Origin of the sequence: Paenibacillus sp. GP183, assembly GCF_900104695.1 — a bacterium.
Classification (GTDB): domain Bacteria; phylum Bacillota; class Bacilli; order Paenibacillales; family NBRC-103111; genus Paenibacillus_AI.
In genome coordinates this window covers 170,526-192,913 of the sequence record NZ_FNSW01000002.1, presented here as the reverse complement: position 1 = coordinate 192,913, position 22,388 = coordinate 170,526, and the positions used below count along the sequence as shown (strand labels likewise).

Here is a 22,388-nt window from a genome sequence, read left to right as displayed (position 1 = left end):
TTATTGACTACTTCATTAGCATTCGGACATTTTCCGTTGTTGATTAAGAACGGGACATCTTGGTTTATTGGTTGAACTGCCAAGGCTGTTGTCTGCCCACAAAAAAGGATAAAGAGACAGATGATATAGGTGATTTTGTTTGTTCGCACACATTACCGGCCCTTTCTTTAGTTATGTGAGATCATTCCCAATCTGCATACGTATTAATTCTGAATCTGATCGCTAAGGCAGAAAACACGTGTACTCGTTTTATTCCTCGCTCACCTTCTTAACTTTTATCAAATTCGCCGTAAAACCCCTTGCTTTAGCCATGGGGATATAAGGCAATTTGCTCTGCATCCCTTTAGGGATGTTAAGAGCAAAATTCTTAAATTCTCTCTTTAAAACATGTTAGATAAACTACACTAAACTAACTATTTGTGGTACAATTTACTGTAGGTGATGACATTGAGTAGAAAAGCAGAAAGTAATCATAATATCGTTTTTGATTGTAAATATCATGTTGTTTTTTGTCCTAAGTATCGAAAAAAGGTACTCAAAGAACCAATTGATACAAGGCTAAAAAGTTTGTTTTTAGAGAAGTCTAAAGCGTTAAACACAGAAATCGTTGAAATGGAAATCATGCCCGATCATGTTCATTTGCTCATCAAATGCGATCCACAGTTTGGAATCCACAAAGTAGTGAAACATTTGAAAGGGTACACGTCAAGAGTGCTACGACTAGAGTTTAACCATCTAAAAAGTAGACTCCCTTCCCTATGGACAAACTCGTATTTTGTTGCAACCGTAGGTACAGTTCAACTGGATGTAATCAAAAAATATATTGAAAGCCAAAAAGAACGAGGTGAATAGTATTGCTTGTTGCCTACAAATACCGAATATACCCAACAAAAGAGCAAAAACAGAAGATACAATTTACTCTTGAACGCTGCCGTTTGTTGTATAACCGGTTACTAGAGGAACGTATTCTTGCCTACAAACAAGAAGGGAAAACACCGAACTACTACGATCAAGCAAACACGTTCAACGAGCGTAAACAACACATTCCGGCATTAAAGCAAGTGCATTCGCAAGTGTTACAGGATGTTGCGAAACGATTGGATAAGGCGTATCAAGCATTTTTTAGACGAGTGAAGCAAGCCGAGACTCCAGGGTTCCCACGTTTCAAACCACAATCGAGGTACGATTCGTTTACCTATCCGCAAGGCGGGTACACAATCCATGGCAATAAAATAAAGCTATCCAAGATCGGTGAAGTGAAAATAAAACTACATCGAGAACTGCAAGGCAAGATGAAAACCTGTTCCATCATTATCAAAAACGGAAAATACTATGCTTGTTTTTCGTGTGAAGTTGAAGCCAAACCTTTGCCTATAACAAACATGAAGGTTGGTATAGACTTAGGACTCAAACACCTTGCAATACCATCTGAAGGAGAACCGATAGAATCACCCAAATATCTTCGTCTAAGTGAACAACGATTGAAACATCTACAACGTGCCGTATCCAAAAAGAAAAAAGGTTCGAAACGTAGAAGCAAAGCTGTACATCAATTGGCGAAATTGCATGAGCATGTAGCCAATCAGCGAAAAGATCATGCGCACAAAGTTTCTCGTAAACTCGTAAACCAGTACCAATTGATTGCTTTTGAAGATTTAAACGTATTAGGGTTGGTTAAGAACCATCATCTTGCAAAAAGCATTGTTGATGCAGGATGGCAGCAACTCGTACAATTCGTGATGTACAAGGCTGAAAGTGCCGGTCGTCAAGTGGTGCAAGTGAATCCATACAACACATCTCAACAATGCTCCAACTGTGGTGAAATCGTCAAAAAAACACTATCCGAACGAACGCATCAATGTTCTTGCGGATACGTTGCAGATCGGGACGTAAATGCGGCGATTAACATACTAAACCTAGCTTTGAAAAACGTATCGTAACCTAAAAAAGACTAGGCTTGGATAGAGCCTCCAAGGAGGGGAAAGGTTACGATCCCCGATGATCTGAGAAGCCCCTGCCTTTAGGCATGGGAGCATGTCACTCTTAACTAATACAAATTCGAGTAACTACCGTTTATTTCCTTTTTTACTTGGTGTATTATGCATTACTGCCCGTTAGCTCAATTTAAACTTCTTTTTATGAAATGGAAGTTTGAGTATAAAGTATAGATGGGTTCTTTTTTAGATTTGAAAGCACTGCGCTAACGGAAAACGATAGTTCTACACCAAAACGGCTGCCGCAGGGCAGCCGTCATTGCGCTAAACGGGTAACGATAGCTTAATAAAAATACCACAACAGGCTACCGTAGATTTAATCTCGATAGCCTGTTCCGCTAACGAATAACAATCAATTTTATGTCTCTCAGAACTCAGGGAACAATAACTACCATCCCCAGGAATTGTGCCCGATTCAGCGAGTTCCATCGCTGTGCCAGTTTAACCAGCGGAATATTTGCAGCCATCTATGCCATTTATGGGGTCACTAAAATAGTAGATCCAAAAAGAATAATTTTCAGGACTCATAAATAACCCGAGTTTACAAATTGCCATCATCAGACGACGGTAACGTCAGGGACCGTATTTGAAAAAACGCGAACCAAGTTGTTGAAGTGGTTTTGGACGATCTTCCTGATTGCTCATGACAACCGGAGTAGGTGGGGGTATTAAACCAAAAATGAATTACAAATATGTAAAGAAAGCAGCTAAGTTGGACTGAGCTGCTCTTGTTGTAGTGATAACTTATCAACGGTAGTGGTGTTGGTATACGTGTTGATGATATCCATAGGGAAGAACATAAGGATGATATCCGTACGTGTGGTATCCGTATGGATGATATCCATAGGGATGAGCATAAGGATGGTATCCGTATGCGTGATATCCGTGCGGATGGTATCCGTGTACGGGTCGATCATCTGTCGTTTCCAGTTGATATCCCAGAGCCATTGAAATTTCTCCTTTCTGATTTGAGAATACATTAGTCTATGCCGAAATGAGAAATGAGTACAATTGTCCATATAAATTGGGTGGTTATCTCATGATCTAATTTCCACTAAAATCGAATTTTCGGTTGGCAGTTGGCAGTTTACGATAAATACGTACCAAACGAACCAAAATGGCCCTAGATTCTATTTTCTTTTTTTGATTGAAGTTCACATTTCGACACAATACGGAAAACAGAAGAGAGGGCAATTCTTCTTTTGCTTAAAATAACGTCAAGGAATTAACCGCTTGAAGTGCTAATAGAATGGGAGGAACAAATGTATGGGTGCAAATAAGTTTGTAGGAATACTTGCGATTATTTTCATTGCAGGCATGATCACTTTAGCCTTGATACATGACGCTGTGAGTCATAAAGTTAAGGACTTGCCAATCTCGGCGATAGATAAAATAGCATATGGTTCAACATGGTTGGCTTCCCCAGAACCGCTAATTGACGGCAATAAGAACATGAAGTTTAAGCCGTTTCTGGGTACTATGTCGGTGGCGGTTGCTCTTCATTACCGGGGGCCGAAAAATTTGGTAGCAATCAGCATCGAATATTGGAAGGACGGCGTGAAAACAAATACATCGAATGGTATGAGCATGACCCTGATGGACAAAGAGAAAGACAATCAAGGTAATTATCAATATGACGGTGATTTCGTATATTCGTTCCAGGATCGTTATGATCCAAGCGGAATTATCGGAGTTAAAAACGTATAATAACTGTAAATAAATGGATTTAAAAGATTCGAAATAAATTGATTATGGGAGTTGGGAAAATTGAAGAAATTTCTTATTGGTCTGACTTGTGGTATTGCTTTAACTGCTACAACTGCTGTTTATGCTTCTGATACTATTCAGGCATACTTGTTTCCAGCTAAAATTGAAATTAATGGACAAAGTGTTTTTGTCAATATCTTTTTGAGCCAGAGCGATAATAATTAAAGTGAGCCACTTTCGTCTTTTTGGTTTACATAAATGTTTAATATTGTAAGGCGTAAAGGTTTAAAAAGGTACCCCCTAGGGGGCGAAAACTGTAAATTAGTCCCATTTTATTGGCGGTTTGAGCTTACATCCTCACCTGGTACACGGTGCGGAGATGAAGGGTAAATTTCGTCTCGGGTAAGATCACGTACCAATCGGTGTCGAGTTCCAATCGGCAAGGATACGCGGTTTTGCCGATGTACAGATCAAAACATTCCCCGCAGTGAAGACCGTATGAACGGACTCCTTGTCTCATGCACCATTTCTCCTGCTCGATGTCGTAATAAATCGACTCCAGCTTACGCACGGCTCTCCTCCTTCGTCAGCTGTTCCATGCTTTGACGGAAGCGGTGAGAGTCCCCATTCATGAGCAAAATATGAGCCCGATGCGTGAGCCTGTCGAGCAGAGCGGCGGTGAGCTTCTCATCGCCGAATACCTGCGTCCATTCTCCGAAATCCCCTCTTCTTGGGATCCGGAATTCGTGTATCTGAGCTTGTGGGCCTTAATGTTAATGATTACGATTCGAAGAAAAATACTATTCAAGTATCCCGAAAAGGCGGTAACGATGATATTATTTTTATAAGTACCAGAGCTGCTGCTGACTTGAATGAATATTTAAGGATCCGGAAGAAGCGTTATCGGCCTGAAAGGTACGAGAATGCCCTCTTCCTTCCTACTCCAGAATCATCGAATTTCTCTGCCGGCAGACTCAAAGTACGAGCGGTTCAGGCGCTTATTGAAAAGTACGCTATGGCATTCGGACGTCCCTACTTAACTGTCCATAAACTGCGCCATAGCTTCGGAAGCAACCATTATGATGAAAACAAAGACATCGAGGCACTTCGGAAACAGCTTGGCCATCAAGATGGTAAGACGACGCAAATATATTCCCATGTTTTATCCGAAGTAATGCAACTTGCTGTTGAGCGAGCAGATTCCTAGTCTTTTTTCTCTCTAATGACACGAATTTTGGCTATCAAAAGGAGAGTATTGTAGTGATTATAAGTCTCAATGAAGATTTATGGTTTGAGATTGAAGTTAATGCCGATAATCATACTCTAAGTTTATTTGATTTATTTTTAGGTGTACCATTACATGAAGCATTTAACGAGATTGCGGATTCTATTTGGGATGAAATTAAAGGAATTGATGTAGTCAAAGAAAATGTTAATTGGACATGGATTATTTATTCTCGAGATGGAAATACGTAAGTGGACAACCTATCAAATAATATATTGCGCTCTGTATTTTCTTGTGTTACATTATTTTTGAAACAATGTTGGCGCTTACAACTAATTAATGTACGCGTGTACATTAATTTTCATCAATGTGAGCGCTAAACAACTAACGCAATTAACATGTACATAAACTTACATCAATTGAGCGCTTTCGTCTTTTTGGTTTACATAAATGTTTAATATTGTAAGGCGTAAAAACAACTAACGAAAAAAATGTACGCGCGTACATTCGTTGTCAGCACCTACACGCAAAAATGATAGAGACAATTACAAGACCGCTGGTCTGATATTGTAGGGATTTTTGAATAAGCCAATTGGAGGTCTGAAAATGGTTGGTTTTAAAACGCTATTGAATCAACAGGGTTTTAGATTGTTTCTTTTGGTATTGCCGCTGCTGATATTGGTGTTTGTATTTTCTTACATGCCACTCTATGGATGGATCTATAGTTTTTATAATTACAAACCGGGAAGAGATTTGTTTTCCACTGATTTTGTCGGTTTTCAGAATTTTAAAATGATGTTTACCGATCATTACTCTATGACAAATATTGTACGCGTCATGAAAAACACGCTCGGAATGAGTTTCTTGGGAATTGTGACTTCCGTGTTTCCATTGATTTTTGCAATACTCCTCTCGGAAATAAAAATCATGCGATTCAGAAAAACAGTTCAGACTCTGGTAACGATCCCCAATTTTATTAGCTGGGTTTTGGTTTATTCCATTGCCTATGCGATGTTTTCTACAAGTGACGGCCTTGTAAACAGAGTATTGGTAAATTCAGGTGTTTTGAAGGAAGGCATTAATTTTCTGGCATCCAGCCATCATGTTTGGCTTTCCATGTTGGGCTACGGAATATGGAAAGGTCTGGGCTGGAGTGCAATTATATATATTGCCGCATTAACTAGTATCGATGCCGAGCAGTATGAAGCAGCCAAGATTGACGGAGCAGGCAGGATGCAATCGATTTGGCATATCACGGTTCCAGGCCTGCTACCAACATTTTTCGTTCTTTTATTGCTGTCAATCGGTAATTTGCTGAATAACGGGTTGGAACATTATTTTGTATTTCAGAATGCCATGAATAAAGATGCCATCGAAGTCTTGGACCTTTATGTATATAACCAAGGGATGGTGGGGTATCATTACTCTTTCGCTACTGCGGTGGGCATGCTGAAATCAGTAGTAAGCGTTTTACTGCTGATCTTTGCAAATTTCTTGTCAAAGATATCAAGAGGGGAATCAATCATTTAATCGTAATTGAAAGGAGTGAGAGTATTGAAACATAAATTATCAATGGGCGATTATATTTTTAATTCCGTAAATTACTTATTTATGACATTATTTACTCTTTCTTGTGTGATACCGTTTTATTATCTGTTTATCAATACGATAAGTGATAACACTTTAGTCACAAAAGGTCTTATCACTTGGCTTCCAAAAGGAATTCAGTTTGAGAACTATATTCAGATCCTCAAAATTGATGGATTGTCCAATTCGGTTCTGGTTTCAGTAGGAAGGACTGTTCTGGGAACAGTGCTGACTGTGATTGGCACAACGTTTTTAGGGTATGCCTTCAGTAAGTCTGAGTTCTGGAAACGAAAGTTATGGTACCGTTTCGTACTGATTACCATGTATTTTAATGCAGGAATCATACCTTGGTATATCAATATGAAAAACCTGGGTCTCTTAAATAATTTTTTAGCTTATATCATACCGGGAATTGTAGCGCCGTTTTCTCTAATTTTGTTTAAAACCTATGTTGAGAGCATACCTGCGTCTTTGGAAGAATCTGCGGACCTGGACGGAGCGGGATATATCACAAAATATGTACGCTTGATTATGCCGCTGTCCAAACCGATTGTTGCAACCCTGGCTGTGTTTTCCGCAGTAGGTCAGTGGAATTCATTTACCGATACTCTGTTTTTAATGACGGATTCAAAATATTTCTCCTTACAGTATATGCTGTACCAGTATTTAAACGAGTCCAATGCGTTGGCGGATTCGCTGAGACAAGCGGCGGCGAACGGTTCACAGGTAAATCTTGCGACGGTTTTAACGCCGACAGGCGTAAAAATGACGATATCGATGGTAGTTGTTATACCCATTTTATGTGTCTATCCATTTTTACAGAAGTACTTTGTAAACGGTATCATGATTGGAGCAGTCAAAGGATAAAAACAAATGTAATTCCCTAATTAAGGGAATACAAATAAAATTTGGAGGCGCTTTATGAGAAGAAAAGTTTTGGCATTTTTACTTGCGAGTGTGATGCTGACAAGTTTGGTAGCTTGCAAAGGTAATACACCAAGTAATGCCAATAGTTCGGGTACGCCCAATGCAAGCACATCAGATGCAAGTCCATCAAATACAAGCAGTTCTCAGGACAATGTAGAGCTTACCGTGTTAAGTTTACCGGCCAATGAATCGGGCGTAGCGAAAGGCTGGTGGGCAGATGAGGTTAAAAAAGCGGTAGGCGTAACCCTGAATTTTGTGCCTGCCGGCGATAAGGGCGAACAGAAACTGCAAGCGTTGATGGCGAGCGGAAGTCTTCCGGATATCGTTGTATTTAAGGATTATAAAGAGGTGGAGAATGCAGTTGATGCTGGTATGCTCCTAGCATATGATGGTTATAAGAAACTTGTTCCGAATCTTTATGCGAATGCAGCAACTTCTTTGAAGTATTATGCAGATAACATAAGCCAAGGAAAGGGAAAAGCTTATGGAGTAGGCGTAAAGATTAAGACAGCACCTGAAACAAAGGGAGATGTCGGACCGTTTATTCGGTATGATCTATATAAAAAAGTTGGGGCTCCGAAAATCAATACTTTGGATGACCTGCTTACTGTTTTAAAGAAGATGCAGGATGCGGAACCAACGAATGCTGACGGACAGAAAGTTTACGCCTTATCAATCTGGAAGGACTGGGACCAGTCCTATATGACAATGGGAATGTTTGCAGCACCTTTAATGGGCAGTAAAATTCCCGATGAAAGAAGTCTGGCAGAAATCCATAACGCCAATGGGCAGTCCAAGGTTGAGTCCATACTGAGTGATGATAGCTCCTACATGAGCTTCTTGCATTTCCTCTATAAAGCAAATCAAATGGGTCTGCTGGATCCTGACTCAATTACGCAGCGTTTTAACGATGCCGTTGCAAAGACAACCGCGGGTAGAGTACTGTTTGCTCTTGACGGTTGGGGCACCAGTGACTTCTCCACAGTGAAAAGACAAAATCAGAATATTGGGTTTATGCCGATCCCGTTTGGTTACACAAGGCTTCTTTCGGCTTTACAGCCGGTAGGTGTTCCATGGACGCTGTCCGTGAGCGCGTCTTCCAAGAATATTGAAAAAGCAATGCAGTTTGTTAACTGGAATTATTCTTTCGACGCCGCACGCATTACGCAAAATGGTCCTAAGGGTGTTACGTGGGATATCGATGCAAACGGTAAGCCTGCTTTGACACAAAAATTCTATGATATACAGCAGCACCCGGACTATGTATTTGCTGACGGCAAGACCTATTCGAAGGGTGCTTCACCGCTGAATGCACTTTCCCTTTGGGGTTCCAGCATTAACCCGAGTGACGGCGCTGCGGTAGGAAATGTATTTTGGGATAAATCGCCTTATGCTCCTGCAGATACCAAGCTTAGACTCGAGTGGCAAGCCGACTTTGGAGCTTATGATATGAATAGCTACTTCACAAAGAACGCAAGCAAAACACAAACAGAAGCGGTAGCAACATATCCGATCTTGACGGACGCTATGGTAGATATTTCATCAAGAGCCGGGGATATCATTAAGACCAATTCCTGGAAGATGGTCTTTGCCAAAGACGATGCCGAGTATAATTCATTGAAGGAGAAAATGATCTCTGATGCGAATAAAGTAGGGATCAACGACTTTGTGAAATGGTATACGGATGAGTATAACAAGGCGGTAGATTTAGCGGCTAAGTATTCAAAATAATTACGATTCTGAAAAGGGCAATAGAATTGGTTGGTATTGTTCATACTGTGAAATGCCAATAAAAAACATGCCCGAAGTGGAACATGTTATTCCTGTAGCCAACCAAGGGCCAGAGCTAGATTGGGACAATTTCTTGCTTGCTTGCAAATATTGCAATGTAAATAAACTTGACCATAACAAAGATCGAACCAGTTACATTTGGCCTGACCAAGATAACACTTTTCGAGCATTAGAGTACAAATTCGGTTTTCCTATTCAGCCTGCTCACCATTTAAATACTTCCGAACAGAGTCTTGCATTCGCAATCATATCTTTATGCGGGTTAGATAGGGAGCAGGGATCTCCTACCCCACCGACTCTCAAAGATAATCGTTGGAGATCGAGGACTGAAGCATGGGGAATTGCTCAAGAATCATATAGTAATTGGCTCGAGAGCCCTACCTATGTGTTCCGGGAAATGCCTAGCTTTTGAGCAGTTTCCCGCTGGCTGAGCCCTTCACGCTCGATGCAATGTTTGATAAGATGGAATTGAGCCACTGTGATCATCCTTTTCTTCCTCTCTGCTAGTTTGTCGGCAAACTCTAGCATACGAGGTTTCTAAGAGAATTGGTAATTCGGTGGCTCACTTAAATTGTTATCAAACTGCCCTTAAGTGGCTCAATTCTATTTTAGCGAATACAACAAAGTAAGGAATTACCTAATGAATACAAAGTTTTGAATTACAATGGTCATGCTTATGTTCCTATACGTTTTATAGGGGAAAGTCTTGGTTTAGGTGTAAGGTATATTGATCGAGATAATGTAATTTCAATTATGAATCAACCTACAAACGTTGATGAAGTTACTAAAAAGGCTTGGCTAATCCAATATCGACTGAATGTAGGCAATGATCAAAAATATGTCAAAGAACTTCTTGGTCAACCTGTAGCAGAAAGAACAAATGACGATATGCAGAAAGCAGGTTGGCGTTATGATATTTCACCCTCATCTGATTATCACTACGACGGATTAAACATTGATCTTAAAGGTTTAGAACAAGGTAAAGTAGGTGCCCAACTTATTGTGAATTGGACCAATGAAAGTAAGGTAGATAAAATAGAACTATGGTACAAGGACACTAAATCAGGAAAAATAGTCACATATTATGTATATTCTGATGGGTCAACTGCCGGTGCCATTTATGAATAAAGCCACTATGATTTTATTTTGACTGATGTGACTTTCATGTAACAATAGTTCAATTCATCGCTTCTTATAATGAGAATTAACAAGCAGATAACCATAGACAAAGGGAGCAACCTGCAGGTCACACTTAATAAGCAGATTGCTACAGAGAAAGCTATTACCCTGCAATTAGCTTTTTTCAAATCCCATAAAGCAAAAAGTAATCCATATATTAAACCAGGAGAAAATGCTACAACAGGCTATGCGGTCGTAATAGACGTGAAGACAGGTAAAGTAATCGCAATGGCCAGTATGTCAGATTATGATGCCAATTTATGAACAGGTGGAATATCCACCGAAGATTACTAAGCGCGTCAATTATTCAACATTGATTGTACTTTATTTAGACACTGATGGGTTCTCAAAGTATATACTGCAGTAATGTAATCTGACCTGGTTGGGGTGCTCCCGCACTCCGGCCTATTCTACATCTATTATTATTCATTATTAAACTAGTATCGTAATCAATATTGCCACACTTAACGTCCCGTGCTACAATAATGTGGTAATATTTCCCTTTGATTAACACTTTGTTAATCGTTACGTTGAAGATTAAAGCCCTAGAGGCGGTATGAAATCCTTGAATAGCTATGTCTATTTCAAGCGAGGAAACCGTTCTCGGGCTTTTTTTGTGTTCCTGGGAAGTTATACAAAACATTTAAAGGAGATGAAAGTATGACTACAGCAACTAAACAAAAAAGTGGCATTAAGATAATGGTGAAGGACGTAAGTAGGTTTAGCGATAAGATTTCCCGTGTTGCAGATGCTTGCTCGAATTCGTCAAGTATCCCGATCCTTACCTGCATGAAAATTGAAGTCAAGGCTGGTAGTGTAGTTTTCACGGGTGGCGATGGGATCCGGACAATTTGCATCGGAGAAAAAGATATTGTGGAAGCAGACGAAAATACGGCTATTGCTGTACCAGCTGGTTTATTTTCCCAAATTATTAATAAGCTGCCGTCAGGTGCTGTTGAAATGACTCTACGTGAGAAGACTCTTCTTATTAAAGCGGGCACAGCCAAATTTGAGCTACAGGTGCTAGATGTAGAGGAGTATCCATCTATCTCTTTTGGGGGATCTGCGATAACCAATTTCACGATACCTGCTTCTCAATTGACTGTTGCATTTCGGAGCACAATGTATGCATGCTCTACTAACCAAACTATGCAAGTCTTGCAAGGGGTTTGCATCCAATCGCATGAAGGTCAGAACGAATTGAAATTTACTGCAACCGATAGGAATCGACTCTCTCGCTTTCAAATCGATGAGATTGCAATCAATCCTTTTAAGGCATCAGTGTCTGCTGTTTCATGTAAAGAAATCATTCGCTTTTTTGAGGGAATCGAAACCGATTTGAAGGTAGCGGTCACCGAATCAGCTTTATCTGTCACCGGACCGGGGACGATGTTCTTTACGAAACTGCTTGATGGAGAATTTCCTGAAACGGATAAATTAATCCCCAAAAATTACGAAGTGGAAGTCACGTTTGAACGAGATAAACTGCTTGGGGCTTTGACCCGGGCCACTGTGTTTGCGAAAAACAAGAAAATGGCGATTTTTAATCTGAAAGACAATGAATTGTCTATTACCAGCCGTGCGGAAGTGGGGCAGGTGGTTGATTCGTTGCCTTGCCAAACCTTGGGTAAAGAAATGCGGATTGGAATCGACGTCTTCTACTTGATTGAAGCTTTGAAGACATTTGGGGAAAAAGAGGTTCGTTTGGGTTTTATGAGTCCGGTTCAACCGGTTCTCGTTTTACCAGTGGGCGAAGTCAAAAGCTTAGGTCTTGTAATCCCTATTCGGATTACAGAATGACCTTAAAAAGCAGGAGCCTCTTCGAGGCTCCTTTATCATTAGAAACTTGGAAGGAGGGTTCGGATGGTCTGTAAAAATCCAGATGAATGTCGTGATATCACGAATGAACGCTATGTGCGTATGGAGCCACATTTTTCTAAGGCCTATGATCGTATGGAGCAGTATCGGAGGGCGTTAGAGGAAAAGAGAGCAACAATGACGTTTGTGCCGCACGAGACTTTTCGTGAATTAGATCGTGCGGTGAGTAAGCGACAAGTACTTGAAGTCATAGAACAAGGCGAGATTATTGAGTGCCATTACTTTAAGAAAAGCAGAGAATATATTTTTCTTCTCAGCCATTTCTTCAAAATTGGTCCGGGCCAGTATCGTCCCTTTCATGTACCCGTGGTCATGAAAGAGGACAAACCGCTTCATATTGAGTTAAAGTCGGTGTATGACCCGAGAACCAAAAAATATAAGTGGAACAAAAGTTATAGCCAGCGTATTTGTGTTTGTGAAAGCAAACAAAGGAATTGAGTTTTTGTAGGTGCAAAAACTCAATATTTTCGGTATAATGAGCGTACACAGTTTGATGAAGGAGTTGGTAGTTATGGCTAATAAAGGTGGCCGCCCCCAATCTGATAACCCCCGTACGTTCTCTCTGCCGGAAATTCGATTAACCAGGGAGGAAAAAAGGATGATCCAAATGAAAGCACAACTACACAATGGAGGTAACGTTTCGGCGTATATCCGTGATCTAGCGATCAATGATAATCGAACACCTAAGCCTGTAGAGACTTGCAGCTGCGGAAGTGAGTCGCTACATATCGTTAATGAAGATCAACATCTGCTGCTGGATGTAGCGGGTACAGACCGTTCATTGACTTTGAAAGGTGTACCGCGCAGTCAATGCAAAGATTGTGGCCAGATAATGGGCGATTTTCTGTTGGATGTGCAAATTGAATCAGTGATTGATGAGGAGATGTTATGGAGGCTGAATCATCGTCAACCTATTCCAGATGAAATGGAATTTGACGAACTGCTCTCCGTGACACACTGAAATAAAAATAAGGGTTCTGCATTTTTATGCAGTGCCCTTTTATTTTTTAAAATAACCTTAGGAGGAATTCGATGAAAACCGAATTAGAAATATCATGCCCACTCAGCTTAGAAGGACTTTTAACCATATGGGGATTGTTAGAGGACGGAAATTGGTTTAGAATCCGGACCTTATCCGCCGATTTTGCCAAAAAGGTGTCATTGCAAATGACAGATTCGTATTACCCCGGTTTTTACTGCTGCTTTCAACCGACAGTGGATCCGAATGAAGGATTACCGAGTGAGGTGGTGGTATGAGTAGCGATGTGGTAACACGCATGCAATTTGACTTTGACAGTGGCCATATAGTGGATGTATTTGAAGTCATTAAAGATATCGATTGTTCGATCGAAACACCGGTTAAGTTCGGTGGACCCGTTGACCCGATTTACGGCAAAGGCATCGAGTTAGTGCCTCGGGTAAAGGGACGAACGGAGACGGACCACGATAAAGCCCATTATTTGGTGAAACTGCTTCCACTGGAGACCTATTCAAAAATTATCGTGCTGTTTTCATCTGGGAAAGACAGCCTGGCCAGTTTGCTTCACTTACTGGAGCTTGGTGTTCCCAAGGAAAAGATTGAATTATGGCATCATATTTTGGACAAGGGATCGGATCGGAAGGTAGATCATAAAGTGACGTTACCGTATGCAAAAGCTGTAGCGAAGGCACTGGGCATTAAACTTAAGCTAAGCTGGCGCGAAGGCGGTTGGTGGGGCGAGGTTTACAGGCTCGGATCCACGGCACCAGTTAGTTTTGAAGACGATAAAGGAATTAAAACGATCGAGCCAAAAGCTTGGCAGCGTTCGTTGGAATTGAAAAAGATGATGCAACAAGTGCTGAATTAGAGGATAATTTAGTGTTGTTGCAGAAATGTAAGGAAGAACTTGAAGGTCTGGGACTTAGGATGAAGTTTCCCGCAAAGGGAGCTGATCTCAGTACACGGTACTGCAGTGCTTATCTCAAAATCATGGTCGGTGCAACAGCAATCGCTCACTCAAGCGAGACAAAGGCGAATTGTAAGATTCTCATGGTTTCGGGTGAACGCAGAGGCGAGAGCCTTAATCGCAGCCGTTACAATGAGTGTGAAATTCACGGCATGAATGCGGAAATCCGAAATCGTCGAACCGTACACGTCTTCCGGCCGATCATTGATTGGTCATTAAGTGATGTGTGGGAAAAAATTCGTAGATTTCGGATTCAACCTTGTCCTACTTATGAGATCTTCAATCGATGCAGCTGTGCTATTTGCGTATTCAATTCACCGAGCCACTGGGCATCGGTCAAATTGATCTACCCTAATCTTTTTCAGCAGGTCGTAGACGCCGAGAAAGAGCTTGGATTTACACTGGGTGACATGCTCCCATGCCTAAAGGCAGGGGCTTCTCAGATCATCGGGGATCGTAACCTTTCCCCTCCTTGGAGGCTCTATCCAAGCCTAGTCTTTTTTAGGTTACGATACGTTTTTCAAAGCTAGGTTTAGTATGTTAATCGCCGCATTTACGTCCCGATCTGCAACGTATCCGCAAGAACATTGATGCGTTCGTTCGGATAGTGTTTTTTTGACGATTTCACCACAGTTGGAGCATTGTTGAGATGTGTTGTATGGATTCACTTGCACCACTTGACGACCGGCACTTTCAGCCTTGTACATCACGAATTGTACGAGTTGCTGCCATCCTGCATCAACAATGCTTTTTGCAAGATGATGGTTCTTAACCAACCCTAATACGTTTAAATCTTCAAAAGCAATCAATTGGTACTGGTTTACGAGTTTACGAGAAACTTTGTGCGCATGATCTTTTCGCTGATTGGCTACATGCTCATGCAATTTCGCCAATTGATGTACAGCTTTGCTTCTACGTTTCGAACCTTTTTTCTTTTTGGATACGGCACGTTGTAGATGTTTCAATCGTTGTTCACTTAGACGAAGATATTTGGGTGATTCTATCGGTTCTCCTTCAGATGGTATTGCAAGGTGTTTGAGTCCTAAGTCTATACCAACCTTCATGTTTGTTATAGGCAAAGGTTTGGCTTCAACTTCACACGAAAAACAAGCATAGTATTTTCCGTTTTTGATAATGATGGAACAGGTTTTCATCTTGCCTTGCAGTTCTCGATGTAGTTTTATTTTCACTTCACCGATCTTGGATAGCTTTATTTTATTGCCATGGATTGTGTACCCGCCTTGCGGATAGGTAAACGAATCGTACCTCGATTGTGGTTTGAAACGTGGGAACCCTGGAGTCTCGGCTTGCTTCACTCGTCTAAAAAATGCTTGATACGCCTTATCCAATCGTTTCGCAACATCCTGTAACACTTGCGAATGCACTTGCTTTAATGCCGGAATGTGTTGTTTACGCTCGTTGAACGTGTTTGCTTGATCGTAGTAGTTCGGTGTTTTCCCTTCTTGTTTGTAGGCAAGAATACGTTCCTCTAGTAACCGGTTATACAACAAACGGCAGCGTTTAAGAGTAAATTGTATCTTCTGTTTTTGCTCTTTTGTTGGGTATATTCGGTATTTGTAGGCAACAAGCAATACTATTCACCTCGTTCTTTTTGGCTTTCAATATATTTTTTGATTACATCCAGTTGAACTGTACCTACGGTTGCAACAAAATACGAGTTTGTCCATAGGGAAGGGAGTCTACTTTTTAGATGGCTAAACTCTAGTCTTAGCACTCTTAACGTGTACCCTTTCAAATGTTTCACTACTTTGTGGATTCCAAACTGTGGATCGCATTTGATGAGCAAATGAACATGATCGGGCATGATTTCCATTTCAACGATTTCTGTGTTTAACGCTTTAGACTTCTCTAAAAACAAACTTTTTTAGCCTTGTATCAATTGGTTCTTTGAGTACCTTTTTTCGATACTTAGGACAAAAAACAACATGATATTTACAATCAAAAACGATATTATGATTACTTTCTGCTTTTCTACTCAATGTCATCACCTACAGTAAATTGTACCACAAATAGTTAGTTTAATATAGTTTATCTAACATGTTTTATAGAGAGAATTTAAGAATTTGCTCTTAACATCCCTAAAGGGATGCAGAGCAAAGTGCCTTATATCCCCATGGCTAAAGCAAGGGGTTTTACGGCGAATTTGATAACAAGGTGGATCTAAATACTTTCATCGGTGATGCTAAAAGCAGCATAGATGATGTCGAGCCAAAGGCGCTTGAATAGATCAGGACTGGAGTTTTCAACCCAGAGGATGTCTTTGTTCCCGCGGGACAAGCCTGGAAATTTCCAAGGGCCGCATTTAGAGGCAGCGAGGGAGGCCCTTGCTAATAAAAGTTGAGAAGGTGAAAAAATTGACCGAAGAAATAAGGACGAATTACCATAGTTCATTACGCGAGATAGCTGAAATTTGGGATCCCGTGCTCAAACAGTTCCGAGATAGTTTTATAGATACCAGGGAAAAAGGATGGGTAGGTGCGTTACTGACAAAACCGATCTCGGATTTAGTTAGTCTAGTAAAGCTAGCTAAATCCTTCAAGTCTGTAAAAGTAGCAACCTTGCCTGTATTTGGAGCTATATTGGTTGGTATTGGCGGGTACTTTGTTGCTGCTGACTTGTCGTTAAAGATTGTTATTGCATTAATCTCTTTTATTGTGCTCTATGTATTAATTCTCCCAAAATACCTGTTTCAGATGACAACACTAGGCCATGTTAATTTTCACATAGGGGCGTACAAGACCCTTAAACCAAAGGAATATGAGTTGATGCGACACGCTCTGAGAAAAGATTTCACCTTTACGGGTCTGTACGATATGGTGACAGGTGCTTTATTAGGGGAAAGGGACCAAAAGCAAGCCGTACAGCTCATTTTGACTCATTTTAATGAGGATCGAGCAAAGTATGAAAACAAGATTGATAAATTAGAAGAAAAATATGAGGAAGCTTTAGATGCCTTTAATGATGTTATTGATGAGTTGAACAAACAAGTTTATGATGCTGAAAAAGCGATCGGATATTTAATTCAACTCATAAAGGATATAAATATTATCCTCTTTCGGATGAACAACAATGCTTTGGATAAGTCTGACTTAAATATTATTTCGGGCTATTCAATTTATGTGAGGAAAAATGATAGACTAATTAAGCGGGCCGATATTCGAACAACAGGTCATACACCAGCAGTAATCTCCTTAGATGATCCGAATTATGCGGATTATGCCGCTGTAATTGCTGTGAAGGAGGAGCAAACAAAGCCTGTTTATAATAATTCGATCCATGGACATGTTATTGTTTCTTACTTTATGAAAATGCATAATGGAGAAAAATGGGTATTTAATTTTCATATTGATGAAACATATAATGAGAAAGCTTTGTTATTTACATTTAGTGATGATATAATTGAAACAAATGAGATATTCCGGTTAATTCATGCACTTTGTTTGCTAATGCAAAAGAGTAATCTTTTTTCAGAGGAGGATGGTATCAATGAGACACGCGCTTAAGACGAATTATGGAATCATAGATTCACGGTCACAAAAGGAGATCATTGAACATCGCCGTGAGAAAAGAGAGCAGCTGATCAAGCAAGTTCGTGATCAAGTCCATAAAAAAGTTGAACAAGCTAAAGCCTTAGTCTAACTAAGGCTTTTTTTATGTTTGTTTTTATATTATTTTGCCCATACTTGCTACTATTCCATTTATAGGGGGAGTAGTAAAATGAAGGGAAAACTCTATCAATTTCCGATTCATCGAACCAAGAAATCAATCAATGACGTTATAGAGGTTCGTAGAAAACAACGTGAGGAAACTATAAGGAAGCTTAGAGAAAAATTCCCGCGAAAAAAAGATAAATAGATTGAGGCGTTTGTTTACAAATAAGTTTTGAAGTTGACAATAAAGAAACCCATTGAAGCATATTGCCACACTTAACGTCTCGTGCTAAAATAAAGAGGTATTATTTCCCTTTGATTAACACTTTGTTAATCGTTACGTTGAAGATTAAAGCCCTAGAGGCGGTATGAAATCCTTGAATAGCTTCGTCTATTTCAAGCGAGGAAACCGTCTCGGGGCTTTTTTGCGTTCCTGGGAGGTTATACAAAACATTTAAAGGAGATGGAAGTATGACTACAGCAACTAAGAAAAAAATGGCATTAAAATAATGGTGAAGGTCGTAAGTAGGTTTAGCGATAAAATTTCCGGTACTGACGAGTTCTTGAATAATGGTCTAAAGTAGAATGTTGTGGCTGTGGAGCAGTGTGCATGGGGTGGAGTAAACCTGAGTTAATGAAACACCTTACACTCTCATGGGGAGCGTCAAGTACATAGAAGCGCCACAATGTGATGCGCTTATAGCGAAAGAAAATAATGCGAGGGAGGCTTTCAACGATGTTTAAAGTTAATATCTATTCCATCAAGCAAGTCAAAGAGAAGGCGGGATTATATGACCTTCAATCCAAAGTCATTCGTTCGCCAAAAGATGTTCATGAATTGGTAGAAAAAGTACTCGATTTGAGCAATGAAGCTTCTGAGTTATTTGGGATTATTACTCTAAATACGAAAAATGTAATTGCTGGGATGCATATTTTATCTAAAGGCTCGCTCAATTCTTCACTTGTTCATCCGAGGGAAGTTTTTAAAGCTGCTATTTTGAATAATGCTGCATCACTTATCTGTTTCCATAACCATCCAAGCGGAGACTGTTCGCCATCACCGGAAGACATTCAGTTGACTGGGCGTTTAGTGGAAGTCGGTAGCGTTATAGGTATAGAAGTGCTCGATCACGTCATCGTTGGAAATGACTTCTGCAGTCTTAAAGAAAAAGGCTTTATGTAGAATCGGGGCTAACCCGATTCTTTTTTTCGGATATAGTGGAATATTTGTTAAGCAAGTCCAGCTACACCATTTTTGACTAACACCGGCCTTTGCTATACATCAAAAAAGTGGATTCCGCCTGCAAAAAAATCCAACAAGGGAGATGTGGATATTATGGCCAGGATAAGCCAGACGACAATTGACCGACTTGAAGAATTAGATTTAGCAGACTTTGCAATGCAATTAGGTGACCAATTGAAGCGGGAAGGGAGGCATTATTACACTTATCGAAATGGTGGTGAGAAAACGCCAAGCCTATGTATCACTCCGGAAAAACGGATGTGGACCGCTTTTGGTTCGACCGAATCTGGCTTTGGGGCCATAAGCTATTTTTCATATCGCAAGTGGAACACGCCAAAACCTAAAGGTGAGCAATTTATTGAAGCAGTAGAGGCTGTGGCGCAGATCGCAGGAGTCCTGATTGAGTATGAGGATGGGAAGGTTGTAACTCCGGCAGCGTATACAGGAGCACCTCGAGTTAAAGCTGCGCCGCAGTTAATCAGAGAGAATTTAAAAAAAGACAATCCGACGCTCGATCGATTTTTCCGGCGAATGATGAGAGAATTTCCTCTCACAGTTGAAAATACTCAGCATTTCAGAACGAAGCGACAGATGAATGATCGGCAGATCCATACGCGTGAGTATAGGTCATTATTCGATAACAAAACACAAAGGTATCAGGTTGCAGACAAAGTGATGAAGGAGTTGGGTGAACCCGAGGGAATTCCTGGTTTTGCTTTCTGCAAAGGTAGTCAATTTAACTATTGGACCATTTTGGGCAAAGCAGGAATTCTTCTTCCGTTTAGGGACATTTACAATCACATTACTGGTTTTCAAATTCGCTATGATCGACCCAATGTCAATTTTAAAGTAGACGGGAATATCAAGGTGATTGAAAAAAATCCACTTCAAGTGATTGATTTGGAAACCAGTGAAATATTGTGGGAAGGGACCGAAGATCAGCTTAACCATATGAAATTCGAAAACGGAGCATCGGTTTCGAAGAAGTATCGTTGGTATGGCTGGCTGGCATCCAATCCAGACCCTGAGAGAGGAATATTGAAGGGTACTGCGAATGGAGACCCTGCTCCTTATCATGCAGCTGTTCCTACTGAGGTGCTTGAACACTGGCACCCAGGACAACATATTTCAGAGGTTATGGATACGTCAACGATTTGGTGGGGTGAAGGCCCAATCAAGGGTGATATTTCTTCGGATTACACCGAAGAACTGCATCTTCAAGTCGCCGGTGTTTCCTCTTGGAAAATTCTTTTAGAGCCCACATTGAAGATCAAGCCCAAACGTGTCATACTCGGTTTCGATGCCGACTCTCAATCGAAAGATGATAGTGTCGGTAAAGCCGTTCTAAAGTGTGTACAAGAAGCAAAGCCGATCTTGAACGAAAAGGGTATCGAACTTGCGATCTCGATCTGGCCGGAAGAAATTGCTAAAGGAATAGATGATTTATTCCTTTCTGGCTATAAGGGACAAACGTTTCTTCTGTAATCCGGTGATACTATCTTGAATGATGTCGAAGACGGCTTTCCTGTAGCTACGGCGACCATCAATACGAAAGAGAAACTTCCGTCTAAACGGCACATCGTAATTAAAAACTACAGTGAAAACGAAGGAATCTTGGAAGCTCTGGAGGAAGCCGGAATTGTCAAGAAAACAGGCGACTTTGTGGCAGCAGGCTTCAGTCGATGCCCTGTTGCTGAATTGCAACTGGAAATGAGTTTGTACCAATATTAGGAGAGGGATGTCCGTATGTATTCCGGCTGCCCTCTCTTTTCTGATTAGGAGGATCCTAGTATGTTCGTTCAAATGAAATTGTTAGAATATGATCGAGAACTGAAGGAAGCCATTCAGGACTACTTTTCCGAGGTACAAAAGATGGTTCGGGTTAGGTGTAGCGAAGCAGGGTATGCAGGGGACAAGCAAGAGGAAACTACAGCCAGGAGATTTTCTTTATCAAATTCGCCGTAAAACCCCTTGCTTTAGCCATGGGGATATAAGGCAATTTGCTCTGCATCCCTTTAGGGATGTTAAGAGCAAAATTCTTAAATTCTCTCTTTAAAACATGTTAGATAAACTACATTAAAATAACTATTTGTGGTACAATTTACTGTATCTCAACAATGCTCCAACTGTGGTGAAATCGTCAAAAAAACACTATCCGAACGAACGCATCAATGTTCTTGCGGATATGCTGCAGATCGGGTAAATGCGGCGATTAACATACTAAACCTAGCTTTGAAAAACGTATCGTAACCTAAAAAAGACTAGGCTTGGATAGAGCCTCCAAGGAGGGGAAAGGTTACGATCCCCGATGATCTGAGAAGCCCCTGCCTTTAGGCATGGGAGCATGTCACTGCATGAATGTACACCTTATAAAGAAATGAATACTTAGCAGATTTTTGGTGGGTGCTACTATGATGATGATCATGAACTCACCTGAGGTGGGTCGTAATTTTTGAGGAGGTCTCGGTTTTGCTCTTACATGTGAAAAGTCATGAGCTTTATCCTGTCTCATTCTTATCGCTTCAGCCATATGATGTTAAACAACAGATACATAACTGGGATGAAGCATTCGATTGGACAGTTTATTTCGGCCAGCCTGGCGTTGAAGTGTATAAGATGCTGATTACAGGAAATGATGTGATTCAAGGGGCTATTGCCTTGGAGCGTAAAGAGGATCATGTGTATATACATCTTATAGAGAGCGCTCCTAATAATCGCTACGATAAGGAGTTTGATCTTATCGGCGAACATCTGGTAGCATTTGCTTGTAAGCGGAGCATGGATATTGGCTATGATGGACTTGTAGCCTTCCGTTCGAAGACCAGGCCGAGACTTCTTGCTTATTACATACGTGATATACATGCTCAGCATATTGGCGGCGGACACATGATCATATCTGAATCTGTTGCTGAAGAGCTTATTATGCTATACTTATCCTAAGAGGTGATGACTTATGAAGAATGATAAATATCCTCGCGAAAGTCTTGATGATGCTGCCCGCCGGTTCACCAATGGACATTATGTTGTGCAGTCTATGCCGGGTCCTAATCCGGAACGTGATAAGTTGATCAGTGAAGCAATTGCTAAATTAAAACAAGAACGCACTGGTGTCAAGGCTCGCCAATAAGGCGGGCCTTATTTATGTGCGATAAGATTGGAATGGATGACTTATGGTCCTAGTGTCTGCTTATATGCATGGTTCATTCCGAGCCAGTGATCCTCGTGACCGAAATGACATTT

The 22,388-nt window shown here is 40.7% G+C and carries 30 protein-coding genes and 2 pseudogenes; 27 read left to right on the top strand and 5 right to left on the bottom strand.

Features of this window, described 5'->3' with window-relative positions:
* Nucleotides 1–441 precede the first annotated feature (441 nt).
* The 3 genes and pseudogenes from tnpA (BLV33_RS27580) to BLV33_RS30320 form a co-directional block, all read left to right on the top strand.
* Nucleotides 442–852: an IS200/IS605 family transposase gene (gene tnpA / locus BLV33_RS27580; protein WP_139305835.1), complete on the top strand. Its 411-nt coding sequence runs from the start codon at nucleotides 442–444 to the stop codon at nucleotides 850–852.
* Between the two features lie 2 nt (nucleotides 853–854).
* Entirely contained in the window at nucleotides 855–1,940 is a 1,086-nt protein-coding gene (locus tag BLV33_RS27575) for an RNA-guided endonuclease InsQ/TnpB family protein (protein WP_090799537.1), read from the top strand.
* 603 nt (nucleotides 1,941–2,543) lie between these two features.
* Nucleotides 2,544–2,648, top strand: a pseudogene (locus BLV33_RS30320) (IS1595 family transposase); the annotation flags it as partial.
* A gap of 53 nt (nucleotides 2,649–2,701) precedes the next feature.
* Here the strand turns inward: BLV33_RS30320 and BLV33_RS27570 are convergent.
* On the bottom strand, nucleotides 2,702–2,911 hold the full coding sequence (locus BLV33_RS27570; RefSeq protein WP_171909407.1) for a hypothetical protein: 210 nt from the start codon (nucleotides 2,909–2,911) through the stop codon (nucleotides 2,702–2,704).
* 349 nt (nucleotides 2,912–3,260) lie between these two features.
* On the opposite strand from BLV33_RS27570, the gene BLV33_RS27565 reads away from it, so the two are divergent.
* Nucleotides 3,261–3,701 (top strand): hypothetical protein, encoded by a 441-nt coding sequence (locus tag BLV33_RS27565; RefSeq protein ID WP_090799534.1) that lies wholly within the window; start codon nucleotides 3,261–3,263, stop codon nucleotides 3,699–3,701.
* A gap of 60 nt (nucleotides 3,702–3,761) precedes the next feature.
* Entirely contained in the window at nucleotides 3,762–3,926 is a 165-nt protein-coding gene (locus BLV33_RS29590; protein WP_171909406.1) for a hypothetical protein, read from the top strand.
* A 124-nt stretch (nucleotides 3,927–4,050) separates the two neighbouring features.
* On the opposite strand, the gene BLV33_RS27560 is transcribed toward BLV33_RS29590, so the two are convergent.
* Nucleotides 4,051–4,272, bottom strand: coding sequence for a DUF5348 domain-containing protein (locus BLV33_RS27560; RefSeq protein ID WP_090799533.1), 222 nt, complete (start codon nucleotides 4,270–4,272; stop codon nucleotides 4,051–4,053).
* Nucleotides 4,265–4,372, bottom strand: a complete 108-nt coding sequence (locus BLV33_RS27555; protein ID WP_290439091.1) for a hypothetical protein — start codon at nucleotides 4,370–4,372, stop codon at nucleotides 4,265–4,267. Before BLV33_RS27555 ends, BLV33_RS27560 begins: the two co-directional genes overlap by 8 nt.
* A gap of 89 nt (nucleotides 4,373–4,461) precedes the next feature.
* Between BLV33_RS27555 and BLV33_RS27550 the strand changes: the two genes are divergently transcribed.
* The 13 genes from BLV33_RS27550 to BLV33_RS27485 all read left to right on the top strand — a co-directional run bounded on the left by BLV33_RS27550 (nucleotide 4,462) and on the right by BLV33_RS27485 (nucleotide 14,764).
* On the top strand, nucleotides 4,462–4,908 hold the full coding sequence (locus tag BLV33_RS27550; protein WP_171909405.1) for a tyrosine-type recombinase/integrase: 447 nt from the start codon (nucleotides 4,462–4,464) through the stop codon (nucleotides 4,906–4,908).
* 53 nt (nucleotides 4,909–4,961) lie between these two features.
* Nucleotides 4,962–5,177 carry a hypothetical protein gene (locus BLV33_RS27545; protein ID WP_090799530.1) on the top strand — a complete coding sequence of 72 codons (216 nt, stop codon included), beginning with the start codon at nucleotides 4,962–4,964 and terminating at the stop codon, nucleotides 5,175–5,177.
* A gap of 355 nt (nucleotides 5,178–5,532) precedes the next feature.
* Entirely contained in the window at nucleotides 5,533–6,456 is a 924-nt protein-coding gene (locus BLV33_RS27540; RefSeq protein ID WP_090799528.1) for an ABC transporter permease subunit, read from the top strand.
* 15 nt (nucleotides 6,457–6,471) lie between these two features.
* Nucleotides 6,472–7,380 carry a carbohydrate ABC transporter permease gene (locus BLV33_RS27535; RefSeq protein WP_253187286.1) on the top strand — a complete coding sequence of 303 codons (909 nt, stop codon included), beginning with the start codon at nucleotides 6,472–6,474 and terminating at the stop codon, nucleotides 7,378–7,380.
* 54 nt (nucleotides 7,381–7,434) lie between these two features.
* On the top strand, nucleotides 7,435–9,171 hold the full coding sequence (locus tag BLV33_RS27530) for an extracellular solute-binding protein (RefSeq protein WP_090799527.1): 1,737 nt from the start codon (nucleotides 7,435–7,437) through the stop codon (nucleotides 9,169–9,171).
* On the top strand, nucleotides 9,161–9,643 hold the full coding sequence (locus BLV33_RS30955) for an HNH endonuclease (protein WP_366414923.1): 483 nt from the start codon (nucleotides 9,161–9,163) through the stop codon (nucleotides 9,641–9,643). The genes BLV33_RS27530 and BLV33_RS30955 overlap by 11 nt, the downstream gene beginning before the upstream one ends.
* A gap of 242 nt (nucleotides 9,644–9,885) precedes the next feature.
* A complete protein-coding gene (locus BLV33_RS27520; RefSeq protein ID WP_139305857.1) occupies nucleotides 9,886–10,359 on the top strand; it encodes a hypothetical protein in 474 nt (157 codons plus the stop codon).
* 711 nt (nucleotides 10,360–11,070) lie between these two features.
* Entirely contained in the window at nucleotides 11,071–12,210 is a 1,140-nt protein-coding gene (gene dnaN / locus BLV33_RS27510; protein WP_090799520.1) for a DNA polymerase III subunit beta, read from the top strand.
* Between the two features lie 63 nt (nucleotides 12,211–12,273).
* Nucleotides 12,274–12,726, top strand: a complete 453-nt coding sequence (locus tag BLV33_RS27505; RefSeq protein WP_090799519.1) for a hypothetical protein — start codon at nucleotides 12,274–12,276, stop codon at nucleotides 12,724–12,726.
* Nucleotides 12,727–12,799: 73 nt separating this feature from the next.
* Nucleotides 12,800–13,249, top strand: coding sequence for a hypothetical protein (locus tag BLV33_RS27500; RefSeq protein ID WP_090799517.1), 450 nt, complete (start codon nucleotides 12,800–12,802; stop codon nucleotides 13,247–13,249).
* 71 nt (nucleotides 13,250–13,320) lie between these two features.
* On the top strand, nucleotides 13,321–13,545 hold the full coding sequence (locus tag BLV33_RS27495) for a hypothetical protein (RefSeq protein WP_090799516.1): 225 nt from the start codon (nucleotides 13,321–13,323) through the stop codon (nucleotides 13,543–13,545).
* On the top strand, nucleotides 13,542–14,135 hold the full coding sequence (locus BLV33_RS27490; RefSeq protein ID WP_090799514.1) for a hypothetical protein: 594 nt from the start codon (nucleotides 13,542–13,544) through the stop codon (nucleotides 14,133–14,135). Before BLV33_RS27495 ends, BLV33_RS27490 begins: the two co-directional genes overlap by 4 nt.
* A 14-nt stretch (nucleotides 14,136–14,149) precedes the next feature.
* Nucleotides 14,150–14,764 carry a phosphoadenosine phosphosulfate reductase domain-containing protein gene (locus BLV33_RS27485; RefSeq protein ID WP_139305856.1) on the top strand — a complete coding sequence of 205 codons (615 nt, stop codon included), beginning with the start codon at nucleotides 14,150–14,152 and terminating at the stop codon, nucleotides 14,762–14,764.
* Here the strand turns inward: BLV33_RS27485 and BLV33_RS27480 are convergent.
* Together BLV33_RS27480 and tnpA (BLV33_RS27475) are read right to left on the bottom strand one after the other, a co-directional pair.
* On the bottom strand, nucleotides 14,741–15,826 hold the full coding sequence (locus BLV33_RS27480) for an RNA-guided endonuclease InsQ/TnpB family protein (RefSeq protein ID WP_090799511.1): 1,086 nt from the start codon (nucleotides 15,824–15,826) through the stop codon (nucleotides 14,741–14,743). The genes BLV33_RS27485 and BLV33_RS27480 overlap by 24 nt on opposite strands.
* A gap of 2 nt (nucleotides 15,827–15,828) precedes the next feature.
* Nucleotides 15,829–16,240: pseudogene (gene tnpA, locus BLV33_RS27475) on the bottom strand (IS200/IS605 family transposase).
* Nucleotides 16,241–16,609: 369 nt separating this feature from the next.
* On the opposite strand from tnpA (BLV33_RS27475), the gene BLV33_RS27470 reads away from it, so the two are divergent.
* The 9 genes from BLV33_RS27470 (at nucleotide 16,610) to BLV33_RS29575 (ending at nucleotide 22,275) form a co-directional block, all read left to right on the top strand.
* Entirely contained in the window at nucleotides 16,610–17,758 is a 1,149-nt protein-coding gene (locus BLV33_RS27470; protein ID WP_139305855.1) for a hypothetical protein, read from the top strand.
* Complete coding sequence (locus BLV33_RS29585; RefSeq protein WP_171909403.1) at nucleotides 17,742–17,894, top strand: hypothetical protein; 153 nt, start codon at nucleotides 17,742–17,744, stop codon at nucleotides 17,892–17,894. The genes BLV33_RS27470 and BLV33_RS29585 overlap by 17 nt, the downstream gene beginning before the upstream one ends.
* A gap of 747 nt (nucleotides 17,895–18,641) precedes the next feature.
* Nucleotides 18,642–19,088, top strand: a complete 447-nt coding sequence (locus BLV33_RS27465; protein ID WP_090799508.1) for a JAB domain-containing protein — start codon at nucleotides 18,642–18,644, stop codon at nucleotides 19,086–19,088.
* 153 nt (nucleotides 19,089–19,241) lie between these two features.
* Complete coding sequence (locus tag BLV33_RS27460; RefSeq protein ID WP_090799506.1) at nucleotides 19,242–20,633, top strand: hypothetical protein; 1,392 nt, start codon at nucleotides 19,242–19,244, stop codon at nucleotides 20,631–20,633.
* 15 nt (nucleotides 20,634–20,648) lie between these two features.
* Nucleotides 20,649–20,879, top strand: a complete 231-nt coding sequence (locus tag BLV33_RS27455) for a hypothetical protein (protein ID WP_090799505.1) — start codon at nucleotides 20,649–20,651, stop codon at nucleotides 20,877–20,879.
* Between the two features lie 60 nt (nucleotides 20,880–20,939).
* A complete protein-coding gene (locus BLV33_RS29580) occupies nucleotides 20,940–21,113 on the top strand; it encodes a hypothetical protein (protein ID WP_171909402.1) in 174 nt (57 codons plus the stop codon).
* Between the two features lie 126 nt (nucleotides 21,114–21,239).
* The gene (locus BLV33_RS27450; RefSeq protein WP_253187284.1) at nucleotides 21,240–21,398 is read left to right on the top strand and encodes a transposase; all 159 of its coding nucleotides are present in this window, start codon (nucleotides 21,240–21,242) and stop codon (nucleotides 21,396–21,398) included.
* A gap of 219 nt (nucleotides 21,399–21,617) precedes the next feature.
* The gene (locus tag BLV33_RS27445) at nucleotides 21,618–22,088 is read left to right on the top strand and encodes a hypothetical protein (protein ID WP_090799503.1); all 471 of its coding nucleotides are present in this window, start codon (nucleotides 21,618–21,620) and stop codon (nucleotides 22,086–22,088) included.
* A 13-nt stretch (nucleotides 22,089–22,101) separates the two neighbouring features.
* Nucleotides 22,102–22,275: a hypothetical protein gene (locus BLV33_RS29575; protein ID WP_171909401.1), complete on the top strand. Its 174-nt coding sequence runs from the start codon at nucleotides 22,102–22,104 to the stop codon at nucleotides 22,273–22,275.
* Nucleotides 22,276–22,388: the final 113 nt, after the last annotated feature.